Source organism: Ruegeria sp. CH5 (assembly GCF_056537025.1).
Map to the genome: position 1 here is coordinate 33,604 of NZ_JBQFQT010000005.1, position 24,606 is coordinate 58,209.

The following is a 24,606-nucleotide window of genomic DNA, read 5'->3' on the forward strand; positions in this document are numbered from 1 at the left end:
CCTTGCACCCCACCCCTCCCTCCTCCACGTTTGAAATCACAAATTGTGATTCCAAACGGGTGCCATGACAAACGCCAAGAACCTGCCCTCCACGCATGAGGTCCAAAGCGCCATTCACCGGGTGCGCGGCACCCGCGTGGTGCTGGCCGAGGATCTGGCACGGTTCTACGGAAAATCCGTGAGCGCCTTCAATCAGGCCGTCGCGCGCAACAAGGACCTGTTCGAGGGCTACCGCTTTCAGCTGACCGATGCCGAGGTCGCCGATTTGATATCACGGAATGTGATTTCAAAGCCCAAAGGCCGCGGTGGGCGGCGGGTCAATCCGTGGGTCTATACCGATTACGGCGTGGCCATCGCCTCGACCCTGTTCAAGGACCCGCGTGCGATCAAGATCACCCGGATGATCACCGAGGCCTTCGTCGACGGCGCCAACGCCCTGGCTGAAACCCCGCGTAGCGCGCCCGAGGTCCTTCCGCCCGAAGGCACTCCCGCCCCGCTGCTGCCCAATGGCGAGCAGTTGCGGGCGCTGGCCGAAAACATCCTCGATTCCGGGCAGCAGAGCCTGGTCGATTACATCGCCAACCCCACCACCAAGCGCCAGCAGGCGGTGGCGGTGATCATGAAGACCTTGGCCGAAACCGCGGGCGAGGAAGTGCGCACCCAGCACGAGCGTCTGCGCCTGCGCATCGCCGAACGTCTGGCCGCGGGCGACTATGCCGATGACGATGACCGCAAGCGGCTGATCGAGCTGCTGCAGGCGATGAAGGGCTAAAGCCCCAGCTCGGCCCGCATCTTTTTCGTCAGCTTGGCCACGACCATCTCGTAGGACGTCACGATGTGGTCGCGCAGGGACGCGTCGCTCATCCCGCGTTCGTCATAAACCTGCAGCCATTTCATGCCGCGCGAGGCCAGATAGGGCGCGGGCCGGATGCCGGGCTGATCCTGCAGCACCTCATAGGCCAGGTCGGTGGCCTTGAAGGTAAAGGCGTCCGTGCCGTCGTTCCAGCCGCAGATCGCGAACACCTTGCCGCCCACCTTCCACACATCCGCATTGCCCCACTGCACGACGTGGCTTGTGGCCTTGAGGGAGGCGCAGAAGGTGTTGAATTCGTCTCGGGTCATGACGCCGATCCTGACGGGCCGGCAAGGATTTCGCAAGCAAGCATGACCTGTCGGGCCTAACCGAACAGGTCTTGCAGAACGTCGCCGATCTGCACCGTCGCCGCGCTGGACCAGTCTGGCCGATAGGACGGTTTTCGCACCTGGTACTCGGTTCCGGTGCCCGTGCCCGACCAGACGCCATCGAAGAACAGAGCGCGCTCCTTGCGCCGCCGCGGGCGTATTTCAGGCGGCCGCCGCCAATACATGATCGCGCGTCGAGCGCCGGCCACATCCCCGGCCTTCCATCTGCGCACCCAAACGGCCCGGTCTATGGCCCCGGTGTTGTAGTGAAAGGACAAGGCCGCGCCCAACTGCGCCTCGGTCAGGGCGTGGCCGGCAAAGGCCGTTTCCACAGCAGGCAGATAGTTGGTGCGGATAGCCCACTCATACACTTCAAAGCAGCGCCGCAATGTCTGAGGGTTGTCCAGATAGCGCGGCCAGACCGTGTGGCCCGAGGCCGACGTGATCCCCACGCTCCAGGTCCAGACATCAACGGAATCCAGATAGGCCTCGCGCACGATCGCTTCGTGCGAGATAAGCTCGGCGGCTATTCGTGGCGTGATCTTGTAAGGCATCAGGCCATCCCCGAGTGGCGGCCAATATCACCCCTTGTCCCAGTGGGCGATGACATCATACCCCATCGGCGTCGGAGGTCCTTCAAGATACTCGGCAAACTGGCCCCACAACTCGGCAACCTTGGGGGCGTTTGCGCTTGATGTCGCCTCGCTTTCGACGACCGAGATCACATAGCCGCTGCCGTCCTCGTTCATCACATTCGTAAAGCAGTGCATACCGGGCATGCCCATGATCTGATCCTTAAGATCGTTCATTCGGGCCGTGGCGGCCTCGCGGGTGCCGGGCTTCATCTTGAACTGGGTAACGCGTGCAAACATAGTTATCCTCCCTCGCATGGGGTCCAGACCCCGAACCGCGGCAAACTGCCAGCGGACGGTATGATCCTACCACGTCCTGCCCAAATCACGCAGGGACACAGGCAACGCGATCATGTGCGAGAAAAGGTTCAACCATGAAGATAGGCGTCTTCAAGGACCTTCAGGGGCGGACAAATTTGGCGTTTCCGACAGCCCGGGGTTTGGGCGCCGCGCTTTGCGTGGACGCAGGTGCCTGGACCGGCACAGCCGACCGCGTCGCGGCCCGGACACTGGACTCGCATGCGATCCCGTCGCCGTCAGGGTCGTTGCGTTTGTGGTACCCAAGCTGTCCCTCGCGCATCGGTCCAAGACCAACGGAGCGTGCCGCGTCGCAACCAGCCAGCGCCACAAGGTGCATCACGGCTTCGGTCCGCTCCAGATCCGAGGTCCGGAGATATACGCCCAGCGCGATCATCCCCGTCGTCAGCGGCAGGGCCAGCACCATCAGCAGAATGCGCAGCGGGGACAGCGCATGTCGGCGCAGGGCATCAGCCTTGCGCTGTCGACGTGCCAAGCGCGGATCTTGCGCGGGTTCGTTGTATACGGTTGTCTTCAGCTTCATAAGCTTGGCGATACACCAACTATGTGGCAAAGCCGAGGCATCGGAATGACGCAATCCAGCGAGGGCGCCACGTGAACACACGAAACCCATTTCGCCCGGTCGACGAGACTGCGCGGGAACTGGCCCTTGATCTCATTGCGCAGGCCCGTTTTGCGGCGCTTGCCGTGGTGCATCCGGACAACGGACTGCCGTCGATCAGCCGCATCGCATTGGCCACCGACAGTGTTGGATGGCCGCTCACCCTGATCTCGGATCTGGCGGAGCACTCACGCGCGTTGGAGGCAAATCCGGCATGCGCGTTGCTGATCGGCGAGCCCGCTGACAAAGGTGATCCACTGACCCATCCCCGGCTGACCCTGCACTGTACGGCGCGCCCGATTCCACGGGCGACCGAGGAGCATACCGCGCTTCGGGCACGCTACTTGTCACAGCGCCCGAAGGCCGGACTATATGTCGACTTCGCGGATTTCCGTTTTGTGCGTTTTGAGATTGTCGATGGGCTTCTCAATGGCGGGTTCGGCAAAGCGTGGAAGATGACACGCGAAGACCTTTGCCCACCATCAGATCAGCGAACGACGTGAACTGCGCAGCTGGCGTGGCGCACCACATGTGTCGCGGTCGAGCCGAGCAACAGATCCTGCATCCCCGGTCGGTGCGACGCCATAATGATCAGGTCAGGTTTGTTGGTTTCCGCCCAATCCAGAATCGTGCGCCCCGAATGGCCCTCGACCACAACGCCCTTGGCGTTCGGTAGCTTGGCGGCCAGAATGTTCAGCTCATCCTGGATCGCGCGCCGCGCTTCGGTCAGGTATTCGGCCGGCATGTAAGAGATTGCGTAGTCCGGGATATGCTCGACAACATGCAACAGGGTCACTTTGGCATCTGGCGTCGCCAACAGCTTGGCCAGTTTCAGCGGCCCCGACGTGTCACGCTCGGCATCGAAGGAAATCGGGACAAGAATATTGTGATACATGGCTGGCGTCTCCTTGAGTTTCGCGTTCAGATAGCAGTAGCCGAAGTCTTCTGACCTTGATTCAGGTCAGGATCAGTCAAATGTTTCGGCAACGTCGTACATCACCGGCTCGAAGCTTTTGCACAATTCGTTGATCTTGCGGTTGCGCTCGCGCATTTCAGGCGTTCGCAGCATGGCCAGAAAGTCTTCCCGCCGCTCCCACTGCGAATAGTTCGCGATTCGGGTCTGGGCATCGTTGACATGCAGTCCGGCCGCGACAAAACCGGGCTGCTTGGAAATGAAGTTCGCATAGGCGTCGGTCAACGCTTCCAGCAGGTCCTGACAGGTTCCGGGGGTCATTTCGAAAGTGGTGATAACGGTCTGAACACTGGCGTCTTTTGATATCTTCGGCATCGGTCATCTCCCTTGTCTGGCCCAAGCCTAGCACAGGTTATTCAAACGTCCTGCCTTTCGTTGAGCTGGCGCGAAAAAGTTTCCGAAAAATGAACCGAGCGCTAACCTTCCGTTAACCAAGGTTGATGATCCTGCGCAAATGGACCGCCTGATCGCCTTCCTGTGTGCAAGTCTTGTGTTTTCGACTCCGGCCTTGGCCGGGGCATGGCTTCGTGAAGAAGGCGCCTCGTTCACATCGTTGGCCCTGACGGCGTTTTCCGAGCCCGGGAAGGGCATCCGCTTCAAGTCCTCGCTCTATGGGGAATGGGGAATGCGCCCAAATCTGACGCTGGGTTTGGACGCGGAAGAGCATCAAGAACTCTACGGTCACGCCGTGGTGTTTGCGCGCCTACCGGTTGCCGAATTTTCCAACGGTGGGCGTCTGGCGGCCGAGTTGGGTGTCGGCGCGCATCACCGTGAAACCCGCGCATGGGCGATGTACAAGGCAACCCTGTCTTGGGGCAAAGGATTTCAGGCCCGATATGGCACTGGCTGGCTGGCGGCTGATGCCGCGCTGGAGTACCGAAGCCATGACGCTCTGATCCGAAAACTGGACCTGACAGTGGGTTTGTCGTCGCACCGTCGGGTCAATCCCCTGCTCCAGATCGAAACGTCCTATGTACCTGGCCGCCCGCTCTATTGGAGCGCGCGACCCTCGGCGATGTTTCGATCCGAAAGCGGCCCCAACACCTGGGTAATCGGGGTCGAGCGCAACGCCACCCGGGACAGGCCAGGCCTGAGATTCGCGCTGTGGCGCGAGTTCTGAATGCTGCGCGCCGGCCGCCCCAAAAGCGACCGGCCGACACGGATCAGACCTCGATCCGCATGATCACCGAAACTTCACCACTCAAGGCCTCGGACCAACGCAACTTGATCTGGTCCTGGTTCGTCCCTTGCTGCAACTGAACATAGGGGGCCGTATAGCGCAGAGTTCCAAAGGCGGTTCTCAGCCCGTCCAGCACGACGACGCTGTCACAGCTGCGGGCCTGCCCACTAAAGGGGAATGCACCATCCGAGTCCACCGTCCAGGCAGAGGCCGCCGTATTCTGTTCGTGTCGGACCCGCAGCGGGTTCGCGGTCTTGAGTGTCACGTTGTGATACGTGTTGTCTGCGAACGTGACATTCACATGCCGATCAGGATTCAGATCGGCAAAAGTTGTATCAACCTTGTCCACGCGGTCGATTGACCCGTTCGCCGTTCGGAACTTGTTGCCCGTGACCGTCATTCCGTTCAAAAAATGCCCGACGCCATGCGGGCGCACGACGATATAGGCGAACCACGGGGCAACGTCACTTGAATAGAAGATGTTGTCGGTGATGCTCATGGCGCTGAAGGAATAGCCCGAGGTGTAGTCGGGTTCGGCATCGCGCTCATTGCTCCACTCGATGAAACAGTTGTCGATATAATTGTCGGCGATCGAAGAACTGTTGTAGGCCCCGATCATCACCAAACCCGCATTGCGCACACCGTTCGGCACGCTGTCGCCCTGAAAGAAGTGGTTGCCCAGAACCAGGTTGTTGTCTCCGCCCAAAACCGCGAAGTGGTGGAAACGAACGGCGCGGTTGTGGCGCAGCTTGACGTCGTTGGCATTGGCGTTGATGGCAATCGAACTGCGGTCGGGCACGTCCAGAGACTCTTCACTGGACAGGAACTGGCAACCGTCGATCAACATGCCCTGGCACCCCACCCCGATTGAAGTGATGCCGCGATCCAACGGACGGCTGACAAAGCAGTTCTTCAAAACGAACGTGTTCCCGCCCGGCGACAGGCGGATCGCGCTGCAGCGCCCGTTGCATTGAAACTCGATGTCTTCCATGGCGAATTTCTGGAGCGCACTGAAGCCCGAGAAATCCAACAGGTACTTGAAAGCAACGAACGTGAATGTCTGCGTGCCAGCCGCATCATAGATAGGTGCGTTCAAGGTGATCTCACCGGCACCTTCATCCTTGGACCGAACATAGATCTCACGTCCAACGCCGCTGCCCTGAACCAACGACCCGAGCGGGATATTGGCCACGTTGGCCACACCGGACAACTTGTAAGGATCCGCCAGATCGTATGTTGCGACAGAGGTAAAGGTCTCGGTGTCCCATGAGGCGCTGCTCTTGACGTCGAACTGCCCGTTGCGGATCACGCGGCGAGTGGAGTAGCTGCCGCGATTGGGTACGGCGGCCTGCATGTCGATCGGCTCGGACACCGAGATCTTGCGGCCGCCCAGGTCCAGCGATTCATGATCCGAGTTGTTCAACAGCGCCTGAAACGCCTTTTTGAAGGCCAGGGCTTCATCGCCGAAGGCGGAGATGTAAGTCGGCAGATCGAAATTCTTGGTCAGAAGAAGCATCTTGTCATCAGGCATCGTGACCGTGCCCTCAAAGTCGACCTCTGCGTCCAGCCCAACATCCTGTGCCAGGTGGTAGGTTCCCTGCGGCACATAGATGCGGCGACCTCTCGCGGCTTGGTCTGCCGCCTCGAACGCGGCCGAGTCGTCGGTCACACCATCTCCCAACGCGCCATAGTCCCGCACGTCCACAAGGCTGATCATGTCGCGCAAGAAGACCCCGGTGACATCGGTAATTTCGATATCATCGATCCGAACGAGCGCGCCGTTTGCCCCCTCGATATCGAGGCCGAAATGCCCGTATAGCGCCGAAATGCCCCAAGGCATGTCCACGCCCGGCCGCTGCCCAATCCCGACGATGGCGGTGACCTCGTGCACCACGCCATAGCCCGACAGCTGGATGGCCGGGCCCTGTTCGGTCAGTCCGGAAAGGTGCACGTCGCCGGCCCCTCCGGCCCATCCAGCGATCCGGACCTGCGGCAATGGCCCGCTGATCGCTTTGACCCGCGCCTTGATCTGCAAATAGCAACCCGGCAGAAGCGGCGTCTGCCCCATGTACCGCAGTTGCTGCGTGGCGTTGACCTTCAGTATCTCAAGACAACCGCCAAACTCCGCATCTGCAGGCACGAACACTCCCGTTCCAGACCCGTCATAGGTCGGTGAGCCCGGAGTGCCATCGCCGCTGGACCACACATCCAGACCATTCGCGAATTGCGGCGGCGTGAAAACGATGCCGTCGGTGATTGCCTTGTTCATTGAATACCCTTTCCCAAACGCGCCCACTCTTCAGGCTATGGCGCATGCCAAATTCCGGATCCGGAAGCCGCCCGGACACGCTGGTCTGAGTATCGAAAAGGGATTAACCGTCGCTCATATCATCGTGACGGTGGGTGTTGCATCAGGCCGACGGGTCGGAATTGCCAAGCAGCTGCACCCCGTTGATCTTCCAGCCGTTTTCCAGCTGGACCATCTGATAGTCCAGGATGTGAACCCGGCCGTTCGCATCCACCACCATCACTTTCTGCCACCAGAACCCTGAGATCTGCCGCAATTCCAGAAATCGGATCTCAGCCGGGCGCCAGACCATTGGATAGCCGTTGCGCACCATCGCGCCAAAATTCTCGGGCGTGCGGAACATTGTCTGGATGTTGGGGCTGGCGAAGGTGAAGGCCGTGGCGAAGTCATCGGCCTTGAAGGCTTCAATCTGTGCCGCGATATTGGCTTCGATGTCGCCACTTTGGGCAACTGCGGCTGTTGCCAGACCGGCACTCAGGGAAACTGCAAGCAAAAGTCGACGCATGGGGCCACCTCCTGCCGGAAAAGTAGCCCCATGCAGTATGTGGTCAAATCAGGCCAGGTCTCCGGCCAGGGCCTTGTCGATCAGTGCAATCGTTTCGGGGACGCCATAAAGGGCGATGAACCCGCCGAACCGAGGACCTTGGCTGGCGCCCAACAACACCTCGTAAAGGGCTGTGAACCAGCCGCGCATCGGGTCAAAGCGCTCGCGGCCGATGGAATACACCACAGATTGCAGAGCTTCGTCCTCGACCGGACCGTCATAGGCTTCAAGCGCGAACTTCAGGGCTTCAAGCGCCTCGCGCTCTTGCTCCGTCGGCGCCCGATGCTTGCGGGTCGGTTTCACGAAGTCGTTGAAGTAGCGCACTGCAAAACCGGCGGCTTTGTCGAGGTCCGGGTGGCTTTCGGCCGTGGCTTCGGGCGCATAGCGGCGGATGAAGCCCCATAGCGTCTCTTTGTCCTCGGCACCTGAAACCGACGCGAGGTTCAACAGCATTGCAAAGGGAACGATCAACGTCGATTCCGGCACGTCACCGCCGTGAATGTGCCAGACCGGGTTGTTCAACTGAGCCTTCAGATCCTGCCCGGGGTAGGCACGCAACTGCTGATGGTATTCATCATACGCCTTAGGGATGACGTCAAAGTGCATCCGCTTTGCCGTCTTCGGCTTTTGATACATGAAATAGGCGAGGCTCTCGGTCGGCGCATAGGTCAGCCACTCGTCGATTGAAACACCATTTCCGGACGATTTCGAGATTTTCTGCCCGTTTTCATCGAGGAACAGTTCATACGAGAAATGCTCGGGCGCACGGCCGCCCAGCGCGCGGCAGATCGCGTCATAGATCTTTTCGTTGGTCGCATGTTCCTTGCCATACATCTCGAAGTCGACGCCCAACGCCGCCCAGCGCGCTCCGAAATCCGGTTTCCACTGCAACTTCACATTGCCGCCAGTCACGGGCAGCGTCCACTCCTTGCCATCTTCATCATCGAAGGTGACGGTGTAGGTCTCGGCGCACACCTTCTTCATCGGGACATAGAGGACCCGGCCCGTTTCCGGATGGATCGGAAGGAAGATCGAATAGGTCTGCTGACGCTCCTCGCGCAGGCTTTTCAGCATGATGGCCATGATGTCGTCATATCGTTCGACTGCACGCTTCAGGATTTTGTCGAACTGACCCGAACGATAAAAGTCGCGCGCCGAATAGAACTCGTATTCGAACCCGAACGTATCAAGGAACCGACGTAGCATGGCGTTGTTGTGTTCACCAAAGCTGGGATACTCACCGAACGGGTCAGGGACCGAAGTCAGCGGCTGCTGCAGATAGGCTTCAAGGGCCTCGGGGTTCGGCACGTTGCTGGGAACCTTGCGCATCCCGTCCAGATCATCCGAAAAGCAGATCAGCTTGGTGGGAATGTCCGACAGGGCCTCGAAGGCGCGCTTGACCATCGTGGTCCGCGCCACCTCACCGAAAGTGCCGATATGCGGCAGGCCCGACGGGCCATATCCCGTTTCGAACAGAACGAAGCCCTTTTCCGGTGGAGACTTCTGATAGCGTTTGAGCAACCGGCGCGCCTCTTCGAAAGGCCAGGCCTTTGACGTCATGGCGGTTTCACGCAGTTCAGACATTTCGTTCGTTCTCCATCGGGAAATCAGCGACGGTCGCTCAATGCGACCGACCGGCATCTCCTATTGTGCAGATGCAGCGTGAGTCAATGACCGCAGGCGAGAAACGCCGCCCCTGCTACGATTTCAGACGGTTGCTCGTGACCAGGAACACGGCCTGACCAGCTTGCAGATCGACCAACTGCAAACAACCAGGATTGGCTGCAATAAAATCGCAGGCGGCCTGCTTCACCGAGGCATTCCCCTCGTCATCATGCCAGTTCCAGTCATCGAAGATAAGAAAACCACCGGTTTTCAGCTTGCCTAGGTACGACAATATATCCGCCTGAACACCGTCATAGTAGTGGTTGCCGTCAACGTAGACAAAATCCAGGCTTTCGTCAGGCACCGCGGATGCCGCTTCCGCGGATCTCTTCCGAACAAAGATCTTTTCGCCGGGCAAATGTGCCAGTCGAGACTGCGTCCGCTCAAAAATTTCGTCCATGTCGCCCTGATTTTGTGCGACTTTCCCCCCATACATCCTGTTCGGGAATTGCGGCATGAACTCGTAGGGATCAATCAGATAATACTTTGCGATGCTGCCCGTACTCAGAACCATCTCCGAAAAATCGCCCATCCAGACGCCGATTTCAGCGCCCGCGGAATTGGTAGTCATATATTGAGTCAAGAACCGCCTTGGGTCCGTCGGCGTCTTTCCAAAGAGTTTCCTGATCTTTCTGCTGCTCAATGACATTCGTTCAACCGTTTCCGTCAGATCTGTTGTTCAGGGTGAATTGGCTCCTGCGCGGACCAACTACGAAACACATACCACGTTGTGACCGATAGGCGGCAAACGCGCAACTCTGCTGGTCAACGCATTCGCCGTACTCGCAATTCCAGATTAAGGTGGCAGGCGAAACAAGGTGTTGAACCCGCGGGCCCTGCCCCATATCGTGCGCGATCAATGACAGCCAAGCAGGACGTTCCCATGACCCAGCCCGTTTCCCACCCGATGTCGCCGCAGGATTGCCTTGTGGCGATCATGGTGGCCGTCTCAGCCTCGGACGAGAACATCCGCACCGTCGAACTGGTCAAGATTGAGACCGCCGTGAATATGCTGCCTGTGTTTGCCGACTACGATATCGACCGTATGCGCCGGGTTTCGCAGATCGTGTTTGACCTGTTCGAGCAGGAAGACGGTCTTGACGCACTGTTTGGTCTGATACGGGACAACCTGCCTGAGCGGTTGAACGAAACGGCCTATGCTCTGGCCTGCGATGTCGCCGCCGCCGACGGCTCGCTGGCCGAAACCGAACTGCGGCTGCTGGAAGAGATCCGGTATGAGTTGGAGATCGATCGGCTGCACGCCGCAGCGATCGAGCGCGGCGCACGGGCGCGTCACACCGTCTGATCGGATTCAGCTGCCATAAAGCGCGCCCCAGCGCTCGATGAGGGCCTGCTGCAGTTTGCGAGACCTGCGATTCCAGCTGCGCGCGCCTTCAGGGCGTTCGCGGCTTTCACGCGCGATGGTCGCCCGATGCGGAAGATCGGCAGTGAATATCGCAAAGGCCAACTCGGATCCTTCGGCGGTGGTCAGATACCCGCCCAAGCCAGATACAAAGTTCAGGGTTCCGGTCTTGGCGTCGACCTTGATCGGGTGCCCTTGGATCCGCTGGCCTTTGGCGTCGGTCAGGGTAAACGGCTTCAACAGATGTCGCAGCGTTTCATGTTGCTGAGCGGCCACCAGAACTTTGACCAGGCCAGACGGCACCATTCGCGAAGCATCGCCCAACCCCGAATGATCCACCATAGCAATACCGGACGCGCCATAGGTCTGAGCCGACCAGCGATTCATCTCATTCGCGGACTCTGCCAGTGTTTGCGGTTGCCTACCCCGCGCAACGGTCGCAGCCAGCCCCACCATCTCGGCCGTGAGGTTGGTCGAATATTTCAGCATCCCTTTCACTATGCTGGTCAGTTCATCGCTCTGATGCGTGACCAGAACGGTGCCGCTGGGGGCCTCGCGTGTGACTTGAACCCGCCCCAGGACGATGCCGTTCACCCGGGCCAGAGTGCGGAACACATCCCCGGCGTACAAGCCCGGTTTGCGCACGGGCAACCACCTGGCGCCACCATTACCCAGAGCGCCCTTGGCAACTGTCCAGCGGTCCTGCCGCGCGCTGGGTTGATAGCTGTAGACCGGAAGGTTGCGATTTTCGATCCGCATCGCGGCCATTTCCACCGACGGCGTATAACTGGCACTTCGTGCGTCCATGGTCACGTCATAGCTGGACCCTTGGCGTTTCCACTCGAAATGCACGCGGTTGAAGTTCAGGGAAATTCCACTGATCGCAGGGCTATAGCCCACATGATCAGGCTGACCGGGGTCTATGCTGAATACATAGGGCAATGCGCCGCTGTAAACTTTGAACGCCCCACGAACCTCGGTCAGTCCGGCCTTGCGCAGGTTGGCGGCCATCGTGGCCAGAGCATCGGTATCCAATACCGGATCGCCGCCTCCGGCCAGTATCAGATCACCTTTGAGGATTCCGTTTTCAATCGGACCATCTGCGATCAGCTTTGTTTCGAACCGATGGTCCGGGCCCAGAACGTCCAGCGCGTAAAGCGCGGTCAGGGCTTTGGCGACACTGGCCGGCGGCAAGCCGCGGGCCCCGCCGAATTCCTCCAGTTGCGCGCCGGTTTTCACGTCGGCCACGGCGAAGACCACTTCGCCCTTCAATCGCGCCGCCTGAATGATGCGTTCGGCACCGCTCAACTCGGCGCCACGGGCAACAGGCCGCAACGAGACCGTTGGCGCCCCGGCAAAACCCGCGGTGGGGATCAGAAGCGAACCGGCGCCGGCCAGAAAGAAACGTCTCGAAATACGATCAGTCATGGGTCAAATAAAATCCCAGAGATCACAGGCAAACAACCATGCACCTGAATTATGTGCCCATCGGGGCTGTTCAGGCAACACCTGTCAGGTCCAGCCGCCTTTGGAGCGTATCTGAGTCGAGCTGACGTCGACCATCGGCACGTTCACGAAACACCAGGCAGGCGCATCGGCCCGACCCAAAAGATGCCGCGCCGTTCCGTCAATCCGGTATTTGGCATAGACACGCGCCGCCGGTGACATGCGGGCCGAAATCCGATCTCCGGGGCGCGCCACCACGCCCACAGGAACGGTGTCCATGATCAACCGCCAGTCCTTCCATTTGTGAAACTGGGCCAGGTTGTCAGCCCCCATCAGCCAAACGAACCGAACCTGCGGATAGAGCCGCCGCAATGCAGCAAGTGTGTCAGCCGTGGCGCGGGTGCCGGTCAGATCCTCTATGTCAGTCACCTCAACCTTGGGATGCCGCATGATGGACCGTGCGGCCTCGACACGCTGATCGATCGGAGCCGGGCCGCGAGATTTCAGCGGATTCCCCGGCGACACCAACCACCAGACCCGATCCAACCCAAAAGCCTTCATCGCCTCCAGTGTAACGTGCACATGCCCCTGATGCGGTGGATCGAACGATCCCCCGAACAGTCCCACGACCTGACCGGGCCGCGCATATGGTATCGCGCTTCGCAACATCCCCTGCTGTAGTCCAGAACTCGGCAGCCTTGTCAATCAACAGGTTGCACAGCATCGCCCAAACCGACCATCCCCGATCGCACCACTTCGGCACACCAGCCGCCATGCCCACGCACGGCAGAGTAGCCTCCGCTGCCCAACGCCTCTTCCATCCTGCTGCAAGGCGCGCAGATAACCGTGATCCGCAAAATCGCTGTGCCGACCTGAACCTCGCGCCCTTTGAGAGCGCCCAGATTGATGCCGGAAACCACCAGATTGCGCCGCAGCACGTCCGGTGTGACTGGACCTTGTCCCAAATAGCTGCCGATCGCGGCAAGATGCTCGTGCTGAATCAGGGTCACCGCACGCTTCCCCGGGCGACTCCGATCGCCCTCAACCCCGTCTTCCCGGATCATCGCCTGACCCAGCGCCATCATGTCCAATCGTCGCCCCGGTCTGACGCCGATCCATTCGATCCGTCCGGCCTTGGCCCAACCCGATACCAATTGCGCAAGTTCCGGCATTCCCAGCATCCCTCCCAGTCCGGTCCGGCCGGCGCATAAGGCCAGCCAGAAATTCGCCAAAGCACCAGCTTGCCCCGCCCGTCCCGCTTGGCTATCAAGCGGGTCAACCTGAATTCCCCGACCCAGAGGACGCGACATGGCCGCCTATCAATATGTCTACCACATGCAGGGTGTCTCAAAGACCTATCCCGGTGGCAAGAAGTGCTTTGAAAACATTCACCTGAGCTTTCTGCCCGGCGTAAAGATCGGTGTCGTCGGCGTGAACGGCGCCGGTAAGTCGACCCTGATGAAGATCATGGCCGGCCTTGATACCGATTTCACCGGCGAGGCGTGGGCCGCCGAGGGCGCAAAGGTCGGCTATCTGCCACAAGAACCTCAGTTGGACGAATCCCTGACCGTCCGCGAAAACGTCATGCTGGGCGTGGCCGAAAAAAAGGCCAAGGTCGACCGCTTCAACGAAATCGCGATGGAGATTGCCGAGAACTACTCGGACGAGTTGATGGAAGAGATGACCGCCCTGCAGGACGCGATCGACGCGGAAAACCTGTGGGACCTCGACAGTCAGATCGACGTTTCGATGGAGGCACTGCGCTGCCCGCCGGACGATGCCAACATCGCCAACCTCTCAGGCGGTGAGAAACGCCGCGTGGCACTGTGCAAGCTGCTGCTGGAAGCGCCCGACATGCTGCTCTTGGACGAACCGACCAACCACCTGGACGCCGAGACTATCGCCTGGCTGCAACAGCACCTGATCGACTACAAGGGCACCATCCTGATCGTCACGCACGACCGCTACTTCCTTGATGACATCACCGGCTGGATTCTCGAGCTGGACCGCGGCCGTGGCATTCCGTACGAGGGCAACTATTCCTCGTGGCTGGAACAGAAGGCCAAGCGGCTGGAGCAGGAAGCCCGCGAGGACAAGTCCAAGCAGAAGACCCTGCAGCGCGAACTGGAATGGATGCGTCAGGGGCAAAAGGCGCGTCAGGCCAAATCCAAGGCCCGCATCAACGCCTACAACGAGTTGGCCGAACAGTCCGAGCGCGAAAAGCTGACCCGCGCCCAGATCGTCATCCCCAACGGCCCGCGCCTGGGCAGCAAGGTGATCGAGGTCAACGGGCTGGCCAAGCATATGGGCGACAAGCAATTGATCGAGAACCTGTCCTTCAGCCTTCCGCCGGGCGGCATCGTCGGCGTCATCGGTCCCAACGGCGCCGGTAAGTCGACCCTGTTCAAGATGCTGACCGGCCAGGAAAAGCCCGATGCCGGCACCATTGAATACGGCGACACGGTACAACTGTCCTATGTCGATCAGTCGCGCGACGACCTCAACGACAACGACACCGTGTGGGAGGCGATCACCGGCGGCGCCGAGATCATCCAACTGGGTGACGCGCAGGTCAATTCCCGCGCCTATTGCTCGTCCTTCAACTTCAAGGGCGGCGACCAGCAGAAAAAGGTCTCGCTGCTGTCAGGAGGTGAGCGCAACCGCGTCCACATGGCCCGCCTGCTGAAAGAGGGCGGCAACGTCCTGCTGCTGGACGAACCGACCAACGACCTGGACGTAGAAACCCTGCGCGCGCTGGAAGACGCGCTGGTCGATTTCGCCGGCTGCGCCGTGGTCATCTCGCACGACCGTTTCTTCCTCGACCGGATCTGTACGCACATCCTGGCCTTTGAAGGTGATGCGCATGTCGAATGGTTCGAGGGCAACTTCGAAGACTACGAAGAAGACAAGAAGCGCCGCCTGGGACCGGACGCGTTGGAGCCCAAGCGGTTGAAGCATAAGAAGTTTGCGCGATAACACTCCTGACACATCTCCGGATGGATAGTGTGGGCAGAGATCAGCCCATACTATCAACGGGATGATGGACAGTTGGAAAACGGTATGGCGGAAGCGCTACCGTTGCTTGGTTTCTCTATGATCGCAAGCACTTCGGTGTGGTTGTCTTCGCTGATCTTGGCGTCTGTGTTTCCATTCTTCAACTTCAAGAAAGAGTATACCGAGTATCTATTGAGGGTAAGCGGCGCACCGCCCACCCGTCTTCGTCTGCTTCTGACGGTTTACGGGGCTAACAGCTATTTCTCTAAGTTAGATTGGGGGCACGAGTCACCTGCACCGGGTGCACTCAAAACCACTCCAAATCGCAACCTTTTTCGCATGCTTCTCCTGGCACTTGCGACCTTGATTTTTACCGTGTTCCTGTGGATCGCTGCATTCGCGATGTTCAACATCATCTCGGCACGAATCTAGAAAACGACATCCCGGCATCTGGCTGATTGCTTGTGCCGATACGGGCTCTCGGGCGTCCGAATGCCATTGACTGGAGTCGACTATCAGACAGGTGACCGATCCAATTTTTTTAGCCGATCCGCTAATGGATTCGTGTCCGTTCTGCCCGGATGGGACGCGATAATCTGACACCGAAAAGTCCGTAGCGGATTCGAATTCAGTTCGGCGGATTTATGTTCAAAACGCCCGCTGGCCCCTGAAAGCACAACACATTCTGCCCAACTGACCCTTGCCATATGGCCCTCTCAGTGCCATATGCAAAGAGCTTACGTTATTCTACTTCGACCTACTGTCTCCGTTTTCGGCGTTCAGTCTATCGATCCAGACAACGACGCCGGGCTGCCGCAATTCCGTGGGCAGCACTAAAAACAGGAGATACGGATATGCCCGCAGGCACCGTAAAATGGTTCAACACCACCAAAGGTTTCGGCTTCATCGCACCCGAAGAGGGCGGCAAAGACGTGTTCGTGCACATTTCGTCCGTCGAGCGTTCGGGCCTGACCGGCCTGGCCGACAACCAGAAAGTCACCTATGAACTGCGCGCTGGTCGCGACGGTCGCGAAAGCGCCGACAACATCGAACTGGCCTAAATCAGGTCTCTGGGGGCGACGGATGGCCGTCGCCCCCATTTTTTTGCGCGGTTTCCGATCGCGCTTTCCAGCCCAAGTGGGGCAGGAAAACCACATCACTTTCCGGTGAAACTCGCGCGGGAATTGACCGGATCGGCTATTCTGAACAGACTGCTACCCTGTTTTCTTTGTTGATTAGCCGAGTATTGCCATGTTCTCACGCCGCAATTTTCTGATCTCCGCTGCCGCTATCAGCGCCGTGCCTGGCATGGCCCACGCGAAAAAGAAGCCGGTCGAATACGACCCGACCCCGCAAATCGTTCGGATCAAGAAGCAGTTTTTGCCCGGGCAATTGTTGGTCGCGCCACGTTCGTTCTACCTGTATTTCGTGACCGAGCCCCGCAAAGCCATCCGTTATGGCTGTGGCGTCGGCAAGGCCGGGCTGGAATTTACCGGCACTGCAACGATCGACGTGAAAAAGGAATGGCCCACCTGGCGCCCGACCGAAGAGATGATCGAGCGGGACCCCGTTGCCTATGCCAAATTCAAGGACAATGACTATGTCCAGCCCGGTGGAGGAGACAACCCGCTGGGCGCCCGTGCCTTGTATCTGTTTCAGAACGGCGTCGACACGTATTTCCGCATCCATGGAACGACCCAGCCGCAGACCATCGGACGAGCCGTGTCGAACGGGTGCATCAGAATGCTGAATGAGCACGTGATCGACCTGTACAACCGCGTCCCGATCGGAACGGTCGTCACCGTCGTCTAAGGCAGCGGTCAAGGCCCCGACCAATCCACCCCTTCGGCTTTTTCAATCTTCAGTCTTCCGTTTGGCCACGGGACGCAAAGGCTTGAAGCTTGCCTGTCCGATCCGGTCAGCCAGGTCCGGACGTCTTCGGGCCGCAACAGGACACCCATGCGGTGGTGGATCGGCCGCAGATCATCGTTTGGCTCGCAGGTCACTGCGGCGAACTGATCGACATGCTGACCACCGGGCGCAATCCATCTGTCCGTAACTGCGGCAAACAACAAGGGGGTTCCGTCGGCGGATTCAATCCGCCACGCGGTTTTGCGGCGCTTTTCGCCGGTCCACTCGTACCAGCCATCAACCGGAACAACCGCGCGACCGACACCTAGAAAAGCAGATTTGTCAAAAACCGTTTCCGACCGCGCATTGATGATCGTTTCCATGACCGGTCGCCCCCGGGCATTGACGCGCCCTACGGGGATCATGCCCCACCGCATGGGCCCGACGCCTTCAGCAGTCAGAACGATCACTTCCTGACCGGGTTGTATGTTCTGGCGCGGCTGTTCATCCGGCCAAGCAGTTTCTCGACCCAGGAATTCGGAAATCTGGGAAAACGGCCGCGTCAGAAAGAACCGCCCGGGCACGGTTTACGGCCGCTGTTTTGCGGCGGCGATCAGATCAAGGACAGCAGGTCCAAGATCATCCACGATCAGCGCAACGCCGCGCGCATTGGGGTGGATCCCGTCTGGTTGCATGTAGGTCTGCACGGCTTCAGGGTCGCCACCCGCCTGCAACCCGGAAAAAAAGCTGGGGGAATAAAGTGTGCCGAACTGGGTGGCCAAATCCGGATACATCGCATCAAACGCCTGTTTGTAGTCCGCGCCATAATTGCCCGGAGCCTGCATGCCGATCAGCAGAACCGGAACCTTGGCCGTTTGCGCCTCGGTCAGAATTTTTTCCAGATTCGACTTCGAGACCGCCGGGTCGATCCCACGAAGAACGTCGTTTCCGCCCAGCGCCACGATCATCCCGTCCACCTCTGGTGTCAGGGTCCAGCCCACACGCGCCGCACCACCGGCCGTTGTGTCCCCGGAAACACCGGCGTTGATTATCTTCACCTCGACGCCTTGCGCATCCAGCCATCGGTTCAGTTGAGGGACGAACCCATCCTTCTCAACAAGGCCGTAGCCTTGAGTCAGCGAGTCTCCGAGAGCGGCCAGGACCACCGGCTCGGCTGTGGCAGCAATGCCGCAGAGCGACAACAGCCCCGCCGCCAGAGCCTTGCGCAAGTTCCTGACCGCTCCATATCCCAAATGACTGCACCTTTCGGAAAGACTGATGACTGAACCCGTTCTGACACTCCAAAATGCCGCTTTGTCGCTGGATGGCAATGCCGGACCCGTCGAAATCTTGCGGGACATCAATCTGACCGTGAAAGAGGGAGAGACGCTGGGCCTCGTCGGTCCGTCAGGTTCGGGCAAATCCTCGCTGTTGATGCTGATGGGCGGGCTGGAGCAGACGACCGCGGGTCGCATCACTGCATTGGGACAAGACCTGACCTCGATGAGTGAGGATGCGCTTGCCCGGTTTCGGCGCGACGCGATGGGAGTCGTTTTCCAGAATTTCCATCTGATCCCGACCATGACGGCGCTTGAAAACGTTGCCACCCCGCTGGAACTGGCCGGTCACCGCGATGCCTTCGATCGGGCCGAGGCCGAATTGGCGGCGGTGGGGCTTTCGCATCGGCGCGATCACTACCCGGCGCAACTGTCGGGCGGCGAACAACAGCGGGTCGCGCTGGCCCGCGCTTCGGCCCCGAGGCCTCGGATCCTTTTGGCGGACGAACCGACCGGCAATCTGGATGAGGCGAATGGCGCGGCTATCGTTGATTTGCTGTTCGGCCTGCGTGACCGGCACGGGGCAACGCTGGTTCTGGTCACACACAGCCACTCGCTGGCCCGAAGATGCGACCGGGTTGTTCGATTGCGCGACGGCCGCATCACCGAAGAGGCCAGCCAAGAGGCAGCGGAATGAGCTTGCGCCTGGCGACGCGCCTGGCCCGACGTGAACTCAGAGGCGGCTTACGCGGTTTTCGGGTTTTTCTGGCCTGCCTGACCCTGGGGGTTGCCGCCATTGCTGCGGTTGGATCGGTGCGGCAAGCAATCATGACCGGCCTTGCACAGGAGGGGGCAGCCTTGCTGGGCGGCGATGCCCAGATCGAGCTGACCTATCGCTTTGCGGACGAAGCAGAAACCGCGTGGATGGAGCAAAACGCCGATCGCGTGTCCGAAGTCGTCGATTTCCGCTCGATGGCCGTGACCCGCAGCGACGCACCGCAACGCGGACTTACTCAGGTCAAGGCCATCGATGAGGCCTATCCTCTGATCGGTGCCGTCCGGTTGAACCCCGAAATCTCGCTGTCCGAGGCGTTGGACGGAAATGCCACCCTTCCCGGGGCAGTGATGGACCCGGTTCTGATCGAGCGTCTTGGGCTGGACATCGGCGACAGTTTTGCACTGGGCACGCAGGACTTTGTGCTGGCTGCCGCCCTGATATCCGAACCCGACGCGGCCGGAGATGGGTTCACCTTGGGCCCGCGCACATTGGTTCGCACAACCGATCTTAAAAACTCGGGCCTATTGCAGCCCGGCACGCTGTTTTCGACCAAATACCGTATGGACCTGCCGGTCGGAGCCGACCTCACAGAAGTCTCGGAACAGGCAGAGAGCGTTCTGCAGGGTTCGGGGCTGCGCTGGACCGATGCGCGCAACGGCGCACCCGGAATTGCCGAATTCGTTTCGCGCCTCGGCGCGTTCCTGGTGCTGGTGGGCCTCTCGGGTCTGGCTGTGGGCGGCATCGGCGTGTCCGCGGCCGTACGCGCCTATCTCGCCCGAAAGACCGAAACCATCGCCACACTGCGCACGTTGGGCGCAGACCGCGCCACGATCTTTCAGACCTATCTGATCCAGATCGGCGTTCTTTCGGTTGTCGGGATCGCCGCTGGTGTAGCCCTTGGCGGGCTGGCCCCGATTCTCCTCGCACCCCTGATTGAAAGCCGGCTTCCCGTACCGGCCGTTTTCTCTGTCTATCCGCAACCGCTGTTCGAGGCGGCATTGTATGGCCTGCTGACCGCCTTGCTGTTCACCCTGTGGCCCCTTGCCCGGGCTGAGGACGTCCGGGCAGCGACCCTGTTCCGCGATGCACTGAGCAGTGCCCGCAGGCTGCCCCGCGCCGCTTACCTGTTGGCGACGGGCCTGGCCCTGGCGACACTGATCGCCACCGCCGCTTGGTTCAGCGGCTCCCCCTGGCTAACCCTCTGGACCGGAGGTGGATTTGTCGGCGCATTGGTGCTGTTGGCGCTGTCGGCCCATGGCATCCGCTATGTGGCAAAAAGGACCGCAACACGCGCCCGCGGCCGCCCGGCGTTGCGTTGGGCACTTGCCGCAATTTCCGACCCCCGTGAAGGTGCCGCATCGGTGGTCCTGTCTCTGGGATTGGGGCTGTCGGTTCTGGCTGCGGTCGGACAGATCGACGGCACTCTGCGCAATGCGATATCCGGGAACCTGCCAGACGTGGCGCCGTCTTACTTTTTCGTGGACATCCAAAAAGACCAGATGCCCGGCTTCAGCAGCCGGCTTGAAAATGACCCCGGTGTCACACGCGTAGAAAGCGCACCAATGCTGCGCGGAATCATCTCGCAGATCAACGGCCAGCCCGCACATCAGGTTGCGGGCGATCATTGGGTTCTGGAGGGCGATCGCGGCGTGACCTATTCGGACAATGCGCCACAAAACGCCCGCATCACCGCCGGGGAATGGTGGCCAGAGGACTATTCAGGCCCGCCTCAGATCAGCTTTGCTGCGGAAGAGGCCGAGGAAATGGGTCTCAAGCTTGGTGACGAACTGACGGTGAACATTCTCGGGCGTGATATCACCGCGACCATAACATCGCTGCGCGAGGTGGATTTCTCGAACGCGGGCATGGGATTCATCATGTCGATGAACCCGTCCGCACTGGCCGGCGCGCCTCATAGTTTCATTGCAACGGTCTACGCCGAGGAAGAGGCCGAGGCAGCCATCCTTCAAGACCTTGCAACCCAGTTCCCCAACATCACCGCGATCCGGGTTCGGGACGCGATCGACCGTGTCTCGGGGCTGCTTGCCGGCTTGGCCTCGGCCACTTCCTACGGCGCCGGTGTCTCTTTGCTGACCGGTTTTCTGGTCCTGATCGGCGCGGCGGCCGCGGGAGAGCCCGCACGTCGCTACGAGGCCGCAATCCTCAAGACGATCGGCGCAGATCGCCAACGGATACTTCTCAGCTTTGGCTTGCGCTCGGCGCTGCTGGGTGCGGCTGCGGGCTGCGTGGCGCTGCTGGCCGGCATCCTTGGCGGCTGGGCTGTGGCGACATTCATTTTCGATACCAGCTTTGCGGTGATATGGCCTTCGGCATTGGGTATCGTCGCTGCCGGGCTGGCCGTCACGCTGCTGGCGGGGCTGTTCTTCGCCCTCCGCCCCCTATCCGTCAGCCCGGCCCGCGTCTTGCGGGCCAGCGATTGAATTCAACGCGCGCAGGTAACGGGTTGCAGAATTTTCAGCAGCGGATCGTTGTCGCAAACCAAAGCGTCCAGCGATATTTCATCCAGCGACGCAAAGAAGACCTCGGCCGCGTCCTGCAGCGCCAGACGCAGGCGGCAGGCATCGGTCAACGGACAGGTGTTGTCGGCATCCGCAAAACACTCGGCGATCGGCAAACTGCCCTCGACATGGCGGAAGACGGATCCGATCCGGATCTGGTCCGCCGGCCGCCCAAGAGTCATGCCGCCGTTGCGACCGCGCTGCGTACTCAGATACCCCAACTGACCCAGCTGGTTGATGACTTGCGCCAGATGGTTTTCCGAGATGTTGCAGACATCCGCAATCTCGGATTTCGTCACGAGCCGGTCGGGATGCGCAGCGCAATACATCAACAGCCGCACGGCGATATTTGTTCGTTTGGTGATCCGCATCAGATCCTCCCCCCGAATTTCAAGATGCAGCCTTATTGCACAGGCCGCAAAAAAACGGTTTGACATACATCAATCGTCAAAAAGGACAGCACGCGACATGGCAGAGCCCTATTTCTTTGGCTATGGCAGCCTCGTAAACCTTGCCACGCATGACTTTCCCGACCCGCGACCGGCGCGACTCAAAGGCTGGCGCCGGGCGTGGCGGCATACCGATCTGCGCCCGGTCGCCTTCTTGACCGCGGTGCCGGATCCCGACTGCGAGATCGACGGCATGATCGCACATGTCCCCAAAAACGACTGGGCAGCACTGGATGAACGGGAGTGGGCCTATGATCGGATCCCCGCCACCCACGCCATAACTCATCCTCTGAAGAAAGAGGTCGAGATTGCGGTCTATGCTGTTCCGGAACAGCACCGCAAGGACCCGACGCACAGCCACCCGGTTTTGCTCAGCTATGTGGACGTTGTGGTGCAGGGGTATTTGCGCGCATTCGGCTTGCCGGGTGTCGAGCGTTTCTTCGCCACAACCGACGGGTGGGACGCGCCGATCCTGAATGACCGGAACGCGCCGCGTTATCCGCGCCACCAACAGCTTCACCCCGACGAAACAGCCTTGGTCGATGAGCACCTGTCCCGGGTCTCGGCCCGGATCGTTCAGACCGCGTGAAAAAGGCGGGCGCCTGCAGCACCCGCCTCTGGTTCTTGTTCAGATCGAAGGCGACACCGCTCCGCGGTGTCTTATTTTCGCGCCCGCACGACCTGCAGCAACGGCAGAAAGGTCGCCATCTCGGGGCCACGCTCCATTCCGGTCAGCGCCTTGCGCAGGGGCATGAACAGGCCCTTGCCCTTGCGCCCGGTCGCCTCTTTCACGGCCGCGGTCCACTTGCCCCAGGTCTCGCCGTCAAACGGCCCCTCGGGCAGCAGTTCCATCGCCTGCGCAACGAATTCGCGGTCTTCGTCGTCGATCAGCGGCTCGGCCCCGTCGCGGCACAGTTCCCACCAGCCCTTCAGGTCGTTCAGCGTGGTGATGTTCTCGCGCGCCATCATCCAGAACGGCTCGGCCAGTTCATCGGGTACACCGGCCGCGGCCACCGCGTCGGCAACCTTCTCGAGCGGCAGCGTCTGCAGATACCGGGCCGTCAGCGGAAACAGGTCCTGCACGTCGAACTTGGTCGACGCCGACCCGAACCGAGTCACGTCGAAACCTTCGATCAACTCGGCCATGTCGCTGCGCAGTTCGACTGGGTCGGACGAGCCCAACCGCGCCATCAGGCTCAGCAGCGCCATAGGCTGCACGCCCTGCTCGCGCAGATCGCGCAGCGCCAGCGTGCCAAGACGCTTGGACAGCGCCTCACCCTGCGGGCCGGTCAGCAACGAGTGATGGGCAAAACGCGGAACGGTTCCGCCCAGCGCCTTGATGATCTGGATCTGGGTCGCGGTGTTGGTCACGTGGTCGGCACCGCGCACCACGTCGGTCACGCCCATCTCGGTATCGTCCACGACCGAGGCCAGCGTGTACAGCACCTGCCCGTCGCCGCGGATCAGCACCGGATCCGACACCGAGGCCGCATCGATCGACACGTCACCCAGTATGCCGTCCGTCCACTCGATGCGCTCATGATCCAGCTTGAACCGCCACACACCGTTGCCGCGTTCAGACCGCAGCGCCTCTTTCTCGGCCTCCGACAGGTTCAGGGCGGCGCGGTCATAGACCGGCGGCTTGCCCATGTTCAGCTGCTTCTTGCGCTTGAGGTCCAGCTCGGTCGGGGTCTCAAAGGCTTCGTAGAACCTGCCGATCTCGCGCAGCTTGCCGGCGGCTTCCGCATAGCGGTCCAGCCGGTCCGACTGCCGCTCCACCCGGTCCCAGTGCAGACCCAGCCACTCGAGATCCTGCTTGATCGCATCAACATATTCTTCCTTCGACCGTTCGGGGTCGGTGTCGTCGACACGCAGGATGAACGTGCCGCCGGCCTTGCGGGCGATCAGATAGTTCATCAGCGCGGTGCGCAGGTTGCCCACATGAATATAACCGGTGGGCGAAGGGGCGAAACGGGTGGTTGTCATGGATGTCTCCTGTTGGCGCGGCTCATGTCACATGAGCGCGTTTTTGTCCAGAAGGCGGTGCGAATGCTTGCCGTTTACTCGGACTTGATCGGCCAACGTGATGACAGGTCATCCAACCCTGCGCGGATCAATTCGGCCAACACGTCCTCGTCAATGTCCGACAGCTTGTTCACGTAAAGACATGATTTGCCGGTCTTGTGCTTGCCCAGGCGCGCCAGAATACTGCCGAAATCGGAGTAGCCCGGCATGATATAGATCGAAAACGCGGCCTTGCGTGGGGAAAATCCGGTGGCAAGAAACGTGCCTTCCCGCCCGGACTTGTAGCGGTAGTCATACCGCCCGTATCCAACGATGGATGGCCCCCACATGACTGGCCGAAACCCGGTGACGGTTTCAAACAGGGTGTTCAGCCTCTGCGCCTCCGTAGCGCGCGCGGCCGGCAGGATCGCTGCCAAGAATTCCTGGACGCTTTGATCCGTCGGAACGGTTTTGTTTCCTGAGCGGGACATGAACAAGATTTAACATGCGATCGGCCAGCGC

The 24,606-nt window shown here is 60.3% G+C and carries 29 protein-coding genes; 11 read left to right on the forward strand and 18 right to left on the reverse strand.

The window, feature by feature from the left end; translation table 11 throughout:
- Positions 1–64: 64 nt before the first annotated feature.
- Entirely contained in the window at positions 65–772 is a 708-nt protein-coding gene (locus ACR0JC_RS15005; protein WP_170343254.1) for an ORF6N domain-containing protein, read from the forward strand.
- Here ACR0JC_RS15005 and ACR0JC_RS15010 read toward each other — a convergent pair.
- From ACR0JC_RS15010 to ACR0JC_RS15025, 4 genes are all read right to left on the reverse strand, one after another.
- Positions 769–1,122, reverse strand: a complete 354-nt coding sequence (locus ACR0JC_RS15010; RefSeq protein WP_170343255.1) for an MmcQ/YjbR family DNA-binding protein — start codon at positions 1,120–1,122, stop codon at positions 769–771. The two genes, ACR0JC_RS15005 and ACR0JC_RS15010, sit on opposite strands and share 4 nt — an antisense overlap.
- 56 nt (positions 1,123–1,178) lie before the next feature.
- Positions 1,179–1,736: a lysozyme gene (locus tag ACR0JC_RS15015; RefSeq protein WP_170343256.1), complete on the reverse strand. Its 558-nt coding sequence runs from the start codon at positions 1,734–1,736 to the stop codon at positions 1,179–1,181.
- A 27-nt stretch (positions 1,737–1,763) separates the two neighbouring features.
- Positions 1,764–2,054: a hypothetical protein gene (locus tag ACR0JC_RS15020; protein WP_170343257.1), complete on the reverse strand. Its 291-nt coding sequence runs from the start codon at positions 2,052–2,054 to the stop codon at positions 1,764–1,766.
- A 160-nt stretch (positions 2,055–2,214) separates the two neighbouring features.
- Positions 2,215–2,655 carry an excalibur calcium-binding domain-containing protein gene (locus ACR0JC_RS15025; RefSeq protein ID WP_093963397.1) on the reverse strand — a complete coding sequence of 147 codons (441 nt, stop codon included), beginning with the start codon at positions 2,653–2,655 and terminating at the stop codon, positions 2,215–2,217.
- A 71-nt stretch (positions 2,656–2,726) separates the two neighbouring features.
- On the opposite strand from ACR0JC_RS15025, the gene ACR0JC_RS15030 reads away from it, so the two are divergent.
- On the forward strand, positions 2,727–3,236 hold the full coding sequence (locus ACR0JC_RS15030) for a HugZ family pyridoxamine 5'-phosphate oxidase (protein ID WP_093963398.1): 510 nt from the start codon (positions 2,727–2,729) through the stop codon (positions 3,234–3,236).
- Here the strand turns inward: ACR0JC_RS15030 and ACR0JC_RS15035 are convergent.
- Both ACR0JC_RS15035 and ACR0JC_RS15040 read right to left on the reverse strand, forming a co-directional pair.
- Positions 3,221–3,628 (reverse strand): universal stress protein, encoded by a 408-nt coding sequence (locus ACR0JC_RS15035; RefSeq protein ID WP_093963399.1) that lies wholly within the window; start codon positions 3,626–3,628, stop codon positions 3,221–3,223. The genes ACR0JC_RS15030 and ACR0JC_RS15035 overlap by 16 nt on opposite strands.
- A 72-nt stretch (positions 3,629–3,700) precedes the next feature.
- The gene (locus tag ACR0JC_RS15040) at positions 3,701–4,021 is read right to left on the reverse strand and encodes an antibiotic biosynthesis monooxygenase family protein (protein WP_093963400.1); all 321 of its coding nucleotides are present in this window, start codon (positions 4,019–4,021) and stop codon (positions 3,701–3,703) included.
- Positions 4,022–4,160: 139 nt separating this feature from the next.
- On the opposite strand from ACR0JC_RS15040, the gene ACR0JC_RS15045 reads away from it, so the two are divergent.
- On the forward strand, positions 4,161–4,826 hold the full coding sequence (locus ACR0JC_RS15045) for a hypothetical protein (RefSeq protein ID WP_170343258.1): 666 nt from the start codon (positions 4,161–4,163) through the stop codon (positions 4,824–4,826).
- A gap of 43 nt (positions 4,827–4,869) precedes the next feature.
- Here the strand turns inward: ACR0JC_RS15045 and ACR0JC_RS15050 are convergent, their stop codons facing one another.
- The 4 genes from ACR0JC_RS15050 to ACR0JC_RS15065 all read right to left on the reverse strand — a co-directional run bounded on the left by ACR0JC_RS15050 (position 4,870) and on the right by ACR0JC_RS15065 (position 9,974).
- Positions 4,870–7,155 carry a glycosyl hydrolase family 28-related protein gene (locus ACR0JC_RS15050; RefSeq protein WP_170343259.1) on the reverse strand — a complete coding sequence of 762 codons (2,286 nt, stop codon included), beginning with the start codon at positions 7,153–7,155 and terminating at the stop codon, positions 4,870–4,872.
- A gap of 142 nt (positions 7,156–7,297) precedes the next feature.
- Positions 7,298–7,699 carry a DUF4864 domain-containing protein gene (locus ACR0JC_RS15055; RefSeq protein ID WP_170343260.1) on the reverse strand — a complete coding sequence of 134 codons (402 nt, stop codon included), beginning with the start codon at positions 7,697–7,699 and terminating at the stop codon, positions 7,298–7,300.
- A 48-nt stretch (positions 7,700–7,747) separates the two neighbouring features.
- Complete coding sequence (locus ACR0JC_RS15060; RefSeq protein ID WP_170343261.1) at positions 7,748–9,322, reverse strand: lysine--tRNA ligase; 1,575 nt, start codon at positions 9,320–9,322, stop codon at positions 7,748–7,750.
- A gap of 115 nt (positions 9,323–9,437) precedes the next feature.
- On the reverse strand, positions 9,438–9,974 hold the full coding sequence (locus tag ACR0JC_RS15065) for a class I SAM-dependent methyltransferase (RefSeq protein WP_170343262.1): 537 nt from the start codon (positions 9,972–9,974) through the stop codon (positions 9,438–9,440).
- Positions 9,975–10,286: 312 nt separating this feature from the next.
- Here ACR0JC_RS15065 and ACR0JC_RS15070 point away from each other — a divergent pair, with 312 nt between their 5' ends.
- Positions 10,287–10,709, forward strand: a complete 423-nt coding sequence (locus tag ACR0JC_RS15070) for a tellurite resistance TerB family protein (RefSeq protein ID WP_093963405.1) — start codon at positions 10,287–10,289, stop codon at positions 10,707–10,709.
- A gap of 6 nt (positions 10,710–10,715) precedes the next feature.
- Here the strand turns inward: ACR0JC_RS15070 and dacB are convergent, their stop codons facing one another.
- The 3 genes from dacB to ACR0JC_RS15085 form a co-directional block, all read right to left on the reverse strand.
- On the reverse strand, positions 10,716–12,194 hold the full coding sequence (gene dacB / locus ACR0JC_RS15075; protein WP_170343263.1) for a D-alanyl-D-alanine carboxypeptidase/D-alanyl-D-alanine endopeptidase: 1,479 nt from the start codon (positions 12,192–12,194) through the stop codon (positions 10,716–10,718).
- Positions 12,195–12,278: 84 nt separating this feature from the next.
- Entirely contained in the window at positions 12,279–12,881 is a 603-nt protein-coding gene (locus tag ACR0JC_RS15080; RefSeq protein ID WP_437342522.1) for a nicotinate-nucleotide adenylyltransferase, read from the reverse strand.
- A 32-nt stretch (positions 12,882–12,913) separates the two neighbouring features.
- Complete coding sequence (locus ACR0JC_RS15085) at positions 12,914–13,384, reverse strand: MOSC domain-containing protein (protein ID WP_170342595.1); 471 nt, start codon at positions 13,382–13,384, stop codon at positions 12,914–12,916.
- A gap of 136 nt (positions 13,385–13,520) precedes the next feature.
- Here ACR0JC_RS15085 and ettA point away from each other — a divergent pair, with 136 nt between their 5' ends.
- The 4 genes from ettA to ACR0JC_RS15105 all read left to right on the forward strand — a co-directional run bounded on the left by ettA (position 13,521) and on the right by ACR0JC_RS15105 (position 17,018).
- Complete coding sequence (ettA, locus tag ACR0JC_RS15090; protein WP_170343264.1) at positions 13,521–15,188, forward strand: energy-dependent translational throttle protein EttA; 1,668 nt, start codon at positions 13,521–13,523, stop codon at positions 15,186–15,188.
- Between the two features lie 84 nt (positions 15,189–15,272).
- Positions 15,273–15,638, forward strand: coding sequence for a hypothetical protein (locus ACR0JC_RS15095; RefSeq protein WP_170343265.1), 366 nt, complete (start codon positions 15,273–15,275; stop codon positions 15,636–15,638).
- 422 nt (positions 15,639–16,060) lie between these two features.
- A complete protein-coding gene (locus ACR0JC_RS15100; protein WP_093963409.1) occupies positions 16,061–16,267 on the forward strand; it encodes a cold-shock protein in 207 nt (68 codons plus the stop codon).
- Between the two features lie 190 nt (positions 16,268–16,457).
- Positions 16,458–17,018 carry a L,D-transpeptidase gene (locus ACR0JC_RS15105; protein ID WP_170343266.1) on the forward strand — a complete coding sequence of 187 codons (561 nt, stop codon included), beginning with the start codon at positions 16,458–16,460 and terminating at the stop codon, positions 17,016–17,018.
- Positions 17,019–17,026: 8 nt separating this feature from the next.
- Here ACR0JC_RS15105 and ACR0JC_RS15110 read toward each other — a convergent pair whose 3' ends face one another.
- Complete coding sequence (locus tag ACR0JC_RS15110) at positions 17,027–17,641, reverse strand: SOS response-associated peptidase (protein WP_170343267.1); 615 nt, start codon at positions 17,639–17,641, stop codon at positions 17,027–17,029.
- A 3-nt stretch (positions 17,642–17,644) separates the two neighbouring features.
- Positions 17,645–18,286 carry an arylesterase gene (locus ACR0JC_RS15115; protein WP_254430822.1) on the reverse strand — a complete coding sequence of 214 codons (642 nt, stop codon included), beginning with the start codon at positions 18,284–18,286 and terminating at the stop codon, positions 17,645–17,647.
- 49 nt (positions 18,287–18,335) lie between these two features.
- Here ACR0JC_RS15115 and ACR0JC_RS15120 point away from each other — a divergent pair, with 49 nt between their 5' ends.
- Both ACR0JC_RS15120 and ACR0JC_RS15125 read left to right on the forward strand, forming a co-directional pair.
- Positions 18,336–19,031 carry an ABC transporter ATP-binding protein gene (locus ACR0JC_RS15120; protein ID WP_170343269.1) on the forward strand — a complete coding sequence of 232 codons (696 nt, stop codon included), beginning with the start codon at positions 18,336–18,338 and terminating at the stop codon, positions 19,029–19,031.
- Positions 19,028–21,553: an ABC transporter permease gene (locus ACR0JC_RS15125; protein WP_170343270.1), complete on the forward strand. Its 2,526-nt coding sequence runs from the start codon at positions 19,028–19,030 to the stop codon at positions 21,551–21,553. The genes ACR0JC_RS15120 and ACR0JC_RS15125 overlap by 4 nt, the downstream gene beginning before the upstream one ends.
- Positions 21,554–21,555: 2 nt before the next feature.
- On the opposite strand, the gene ACR0JC_RS15130 is transcribed toward ACR0JC_RS15125, so the two are convergent.
- Positions 21,556–22,002, reverse strand: a complete 447-nt coding sequence (locus ACR0JC_RS15130) for an RrF2 family transcriptional regulator (RefSeq protein ID WP_093963764.1) — start codon at positions 22,000–22,002, stop codon at positions 21,556–21,558.
- Between the two features lie 97 nt (positions 22,003–22,099).
- Here ACR0JC_RS15130 and ACR0JC_RS15135 point away from each other — a divergent pair, with 97 nt between their 5' ends.
- Positions 22,100–22,669 (forward strand): gamma-glutamylcyclotransferase family protein, encoded by a 570-nt coding sequence (locus tag ACR0JC_RS15135; protein ID WP_170343271.1) that lies wholly within the window; start codon positions 22,100–22,102, stop codon positions 22,667–22,669.
- A 71-nt stretch (positions 22,670–22,740) separates the two neighbouring features.
- Here the strand turns inward: ACR0JC_RS15135 and gltX are convergent, their stop codons facing one another.
- Positions 22,741–24,066, reverse strand: coding sequence for a glutamate--tRNA ligase (gene gltX / locus ACR0JC_RS15140; protein ID WP_170343272.1), 1,326 nt, complete (start codon positions 24,064–24,066; stop codon positions 22,741–22,743).
- A 74-nt stretch (positions 24,067–24,140) separates the two neighbouring features.
- Entirely contained in the window at positions 24,141–24,575 is a 435-nt protein-coding gene (locus ACR0JC_RS15145; protein WP_170343273.1) for a DUF1801 domain-containing protein, read from the reverse strand.
- Positions 24,576–24,606 lie beyond the last annotated feature (31 nt).

Coding starts and splice junctions, on each gene's coding strand:
- ACR0JC_RS15005 (WP_170343254.1), top strand. CDS start 65: ATGACAAACGCCAAGAACCTGCCCTCCACGCATGAGGTCCAAAGCGCC.
- ACR0JC_RS15010 (WP_170343255.1), bottom strand. CDS start 1,122: ATGACCCGAGACGAATTCAACACCTTCTGCGCCTCCCTCAAGGCCACA.
- ACR0JC_RS15015 (WP_170343256.1), bottom strand. CDS start 1,736: ATGCCTTACAAGATCACGCCACGAATAGCCGCCGAGCTTATCTCGCAC.
- ACR0JC_RS15020 (WP_170343257.1), bottom strand. CDS start 2,054: ATGTTTGCACGCGTTACCCAGTTCAAGATGAAGCCCGGCACCCGCGAG.
- ACR0JC_RS15025 (WP_093963397.1), bottom strand. CDS start 2,655: ATGAAGCTGAAGACAACCGTATACAACGAACCCGCGCAAGATCCGCGC.
- ACR0JC_RS15035 (WP_093963399.1), bottom strand. CDS start 3,628: ATGTATCACAATATTCTTGTCCCGATTTCCTTCGATGCCGAGCGTGAC.
- ACR0JC_RS15040 (WP_093963400.1), bottom strand. CDS start 4,021: ATGCCGAAGATATCAAAAGACGCCAGTGTTCAGACCGTTATCACCACT.
- ACR0JC_RS15045 (WP_170343258.1), top strand. CDS start 4,161: ATGGACCGCCTGATCGCCTTCCTGTGTGCAAGTCTTGTGTTTTCGACT.
- ACR0JC_RS15050 (WP_170343259.1), bottom strand. CDS start 7,155: ATGAACAAGGCAATCACCGACGGCATCGTTTTCACGCCGCCGCAATTC.
- ACR0JC_RS15055 (WP_170343260.1), bottom strand. CDS start 7,699: ATGCGTCGACTTTTGCTTGCAGTTTCCCTGAGTGCCGGTCTGGCAACA.
- ACR0JC_RS15060 (WP_170343261.1), bottom strand. CDS start 9,322: ATGTCTGAACTGCGTGAAACCGCCATGACGTCAAAGGCCTGGCCTTTC.
- ACR0JC_RS15065 (WP_170343262.1), bottom strand. CDS start 9,974: ATGACTACCAATTCCGCGGGCGCTGAAATCGGCGTCTGGATGGGCGAT.
- ACR0JC_RS15070 (WP_093963405.1), top strand. CDS start 10,287: ATGACCCAGCCCGTTTCCCACCCGATGTCGCCGCAGGATTGCCTTGTG.
- dacB (WP_170343263.1), bottom strand. CDS start 12,194: ATGACTGATCGTATTTCGAGACGTTTCTTTCTGGCCGGCGCCGGTTCG.
- ACR0JC_RS15080 (WP_437342522.1), bottom strand. CDS start 12,881: ATGTTGCGAAGCGCGATACCATATGCGCGGCCCGGTCAGGTCGTGGGA.
- ACR0JC_RS15085 (WP_170342595.1), bottom strand. CDS start 13,384: ATGCCGGAACTTGCGCAATTGGTATCGGGTTGGGCCAAGGCCGGACGG.
- ettA (WP_170343264.1), top strand. CDS start 13,521: ATGGCCGCCTATCAATATGTCTACCACATGCAGGGTGTCTCAAAGACC.
- ACR0JC_RS15095 (WP_170343265.1), top strand. CDS start 15,273: ATGGCGGAAGCGCTACCGTTGCTTGGTTTCTCTATGATCGCAAGCACT.
- ACR0JC_RS15100 (WP_093963409.1), top strand. CDS start 16,061: ATGCCCGCAGGCACCGTAAAATGGTTCAACACCACCAAAGGTTTCGGC.
- ACR0JC_RS15105 (WP_170343266.1), top strand. CDS start 16,458: ATGTTCTCACGCCGCAATTTTCTGATCTCCGCTGCCGCTATCAGCGCC.
- ACR0JC_RS15120 (WP_170343269.1), top strand. CDS start 18,336: ATGACTGAACCCGTTCTGACACTCCAAAATGCCGCTTTGTCGCTGGAT.
- ACR0JC_RS15125 (WP_170343270.1), top strand. CDS start 19,028: ATGAGCTTGCGCCTGGCGACGCGCCTGGCCCGACGTGAACTCAGAGGC.
- ACR0JC_RS15130 (WP_093963764.1), bottom strand. CDS start 22,002: ATGCGGATCACCAAACGAACAAATATCGCCGTGCGGCTGTTGATGTAT.
- ACR0JC_RS15135 (WP_170343271.1), top strand. CDS start 22,100: ATGGCAGAGCCCTATTTCTTTGGCTATGGCAGCCTCGTAAACCTTGCC.
- gltX (WP_170343272.1), bottom strand. CDS start 24,066: ATGACAACCACCCGTTTCGCCCCTTCGCCCACCGGTTATATTCATGTG.
- ACR0JC_RS15145 (WP_170343273.1), bottom strand. CDS start 24,575: ATGTCCCGCTCAGGAAACAAAACCGTTCCGACGGATCAAAGCGTCCAG.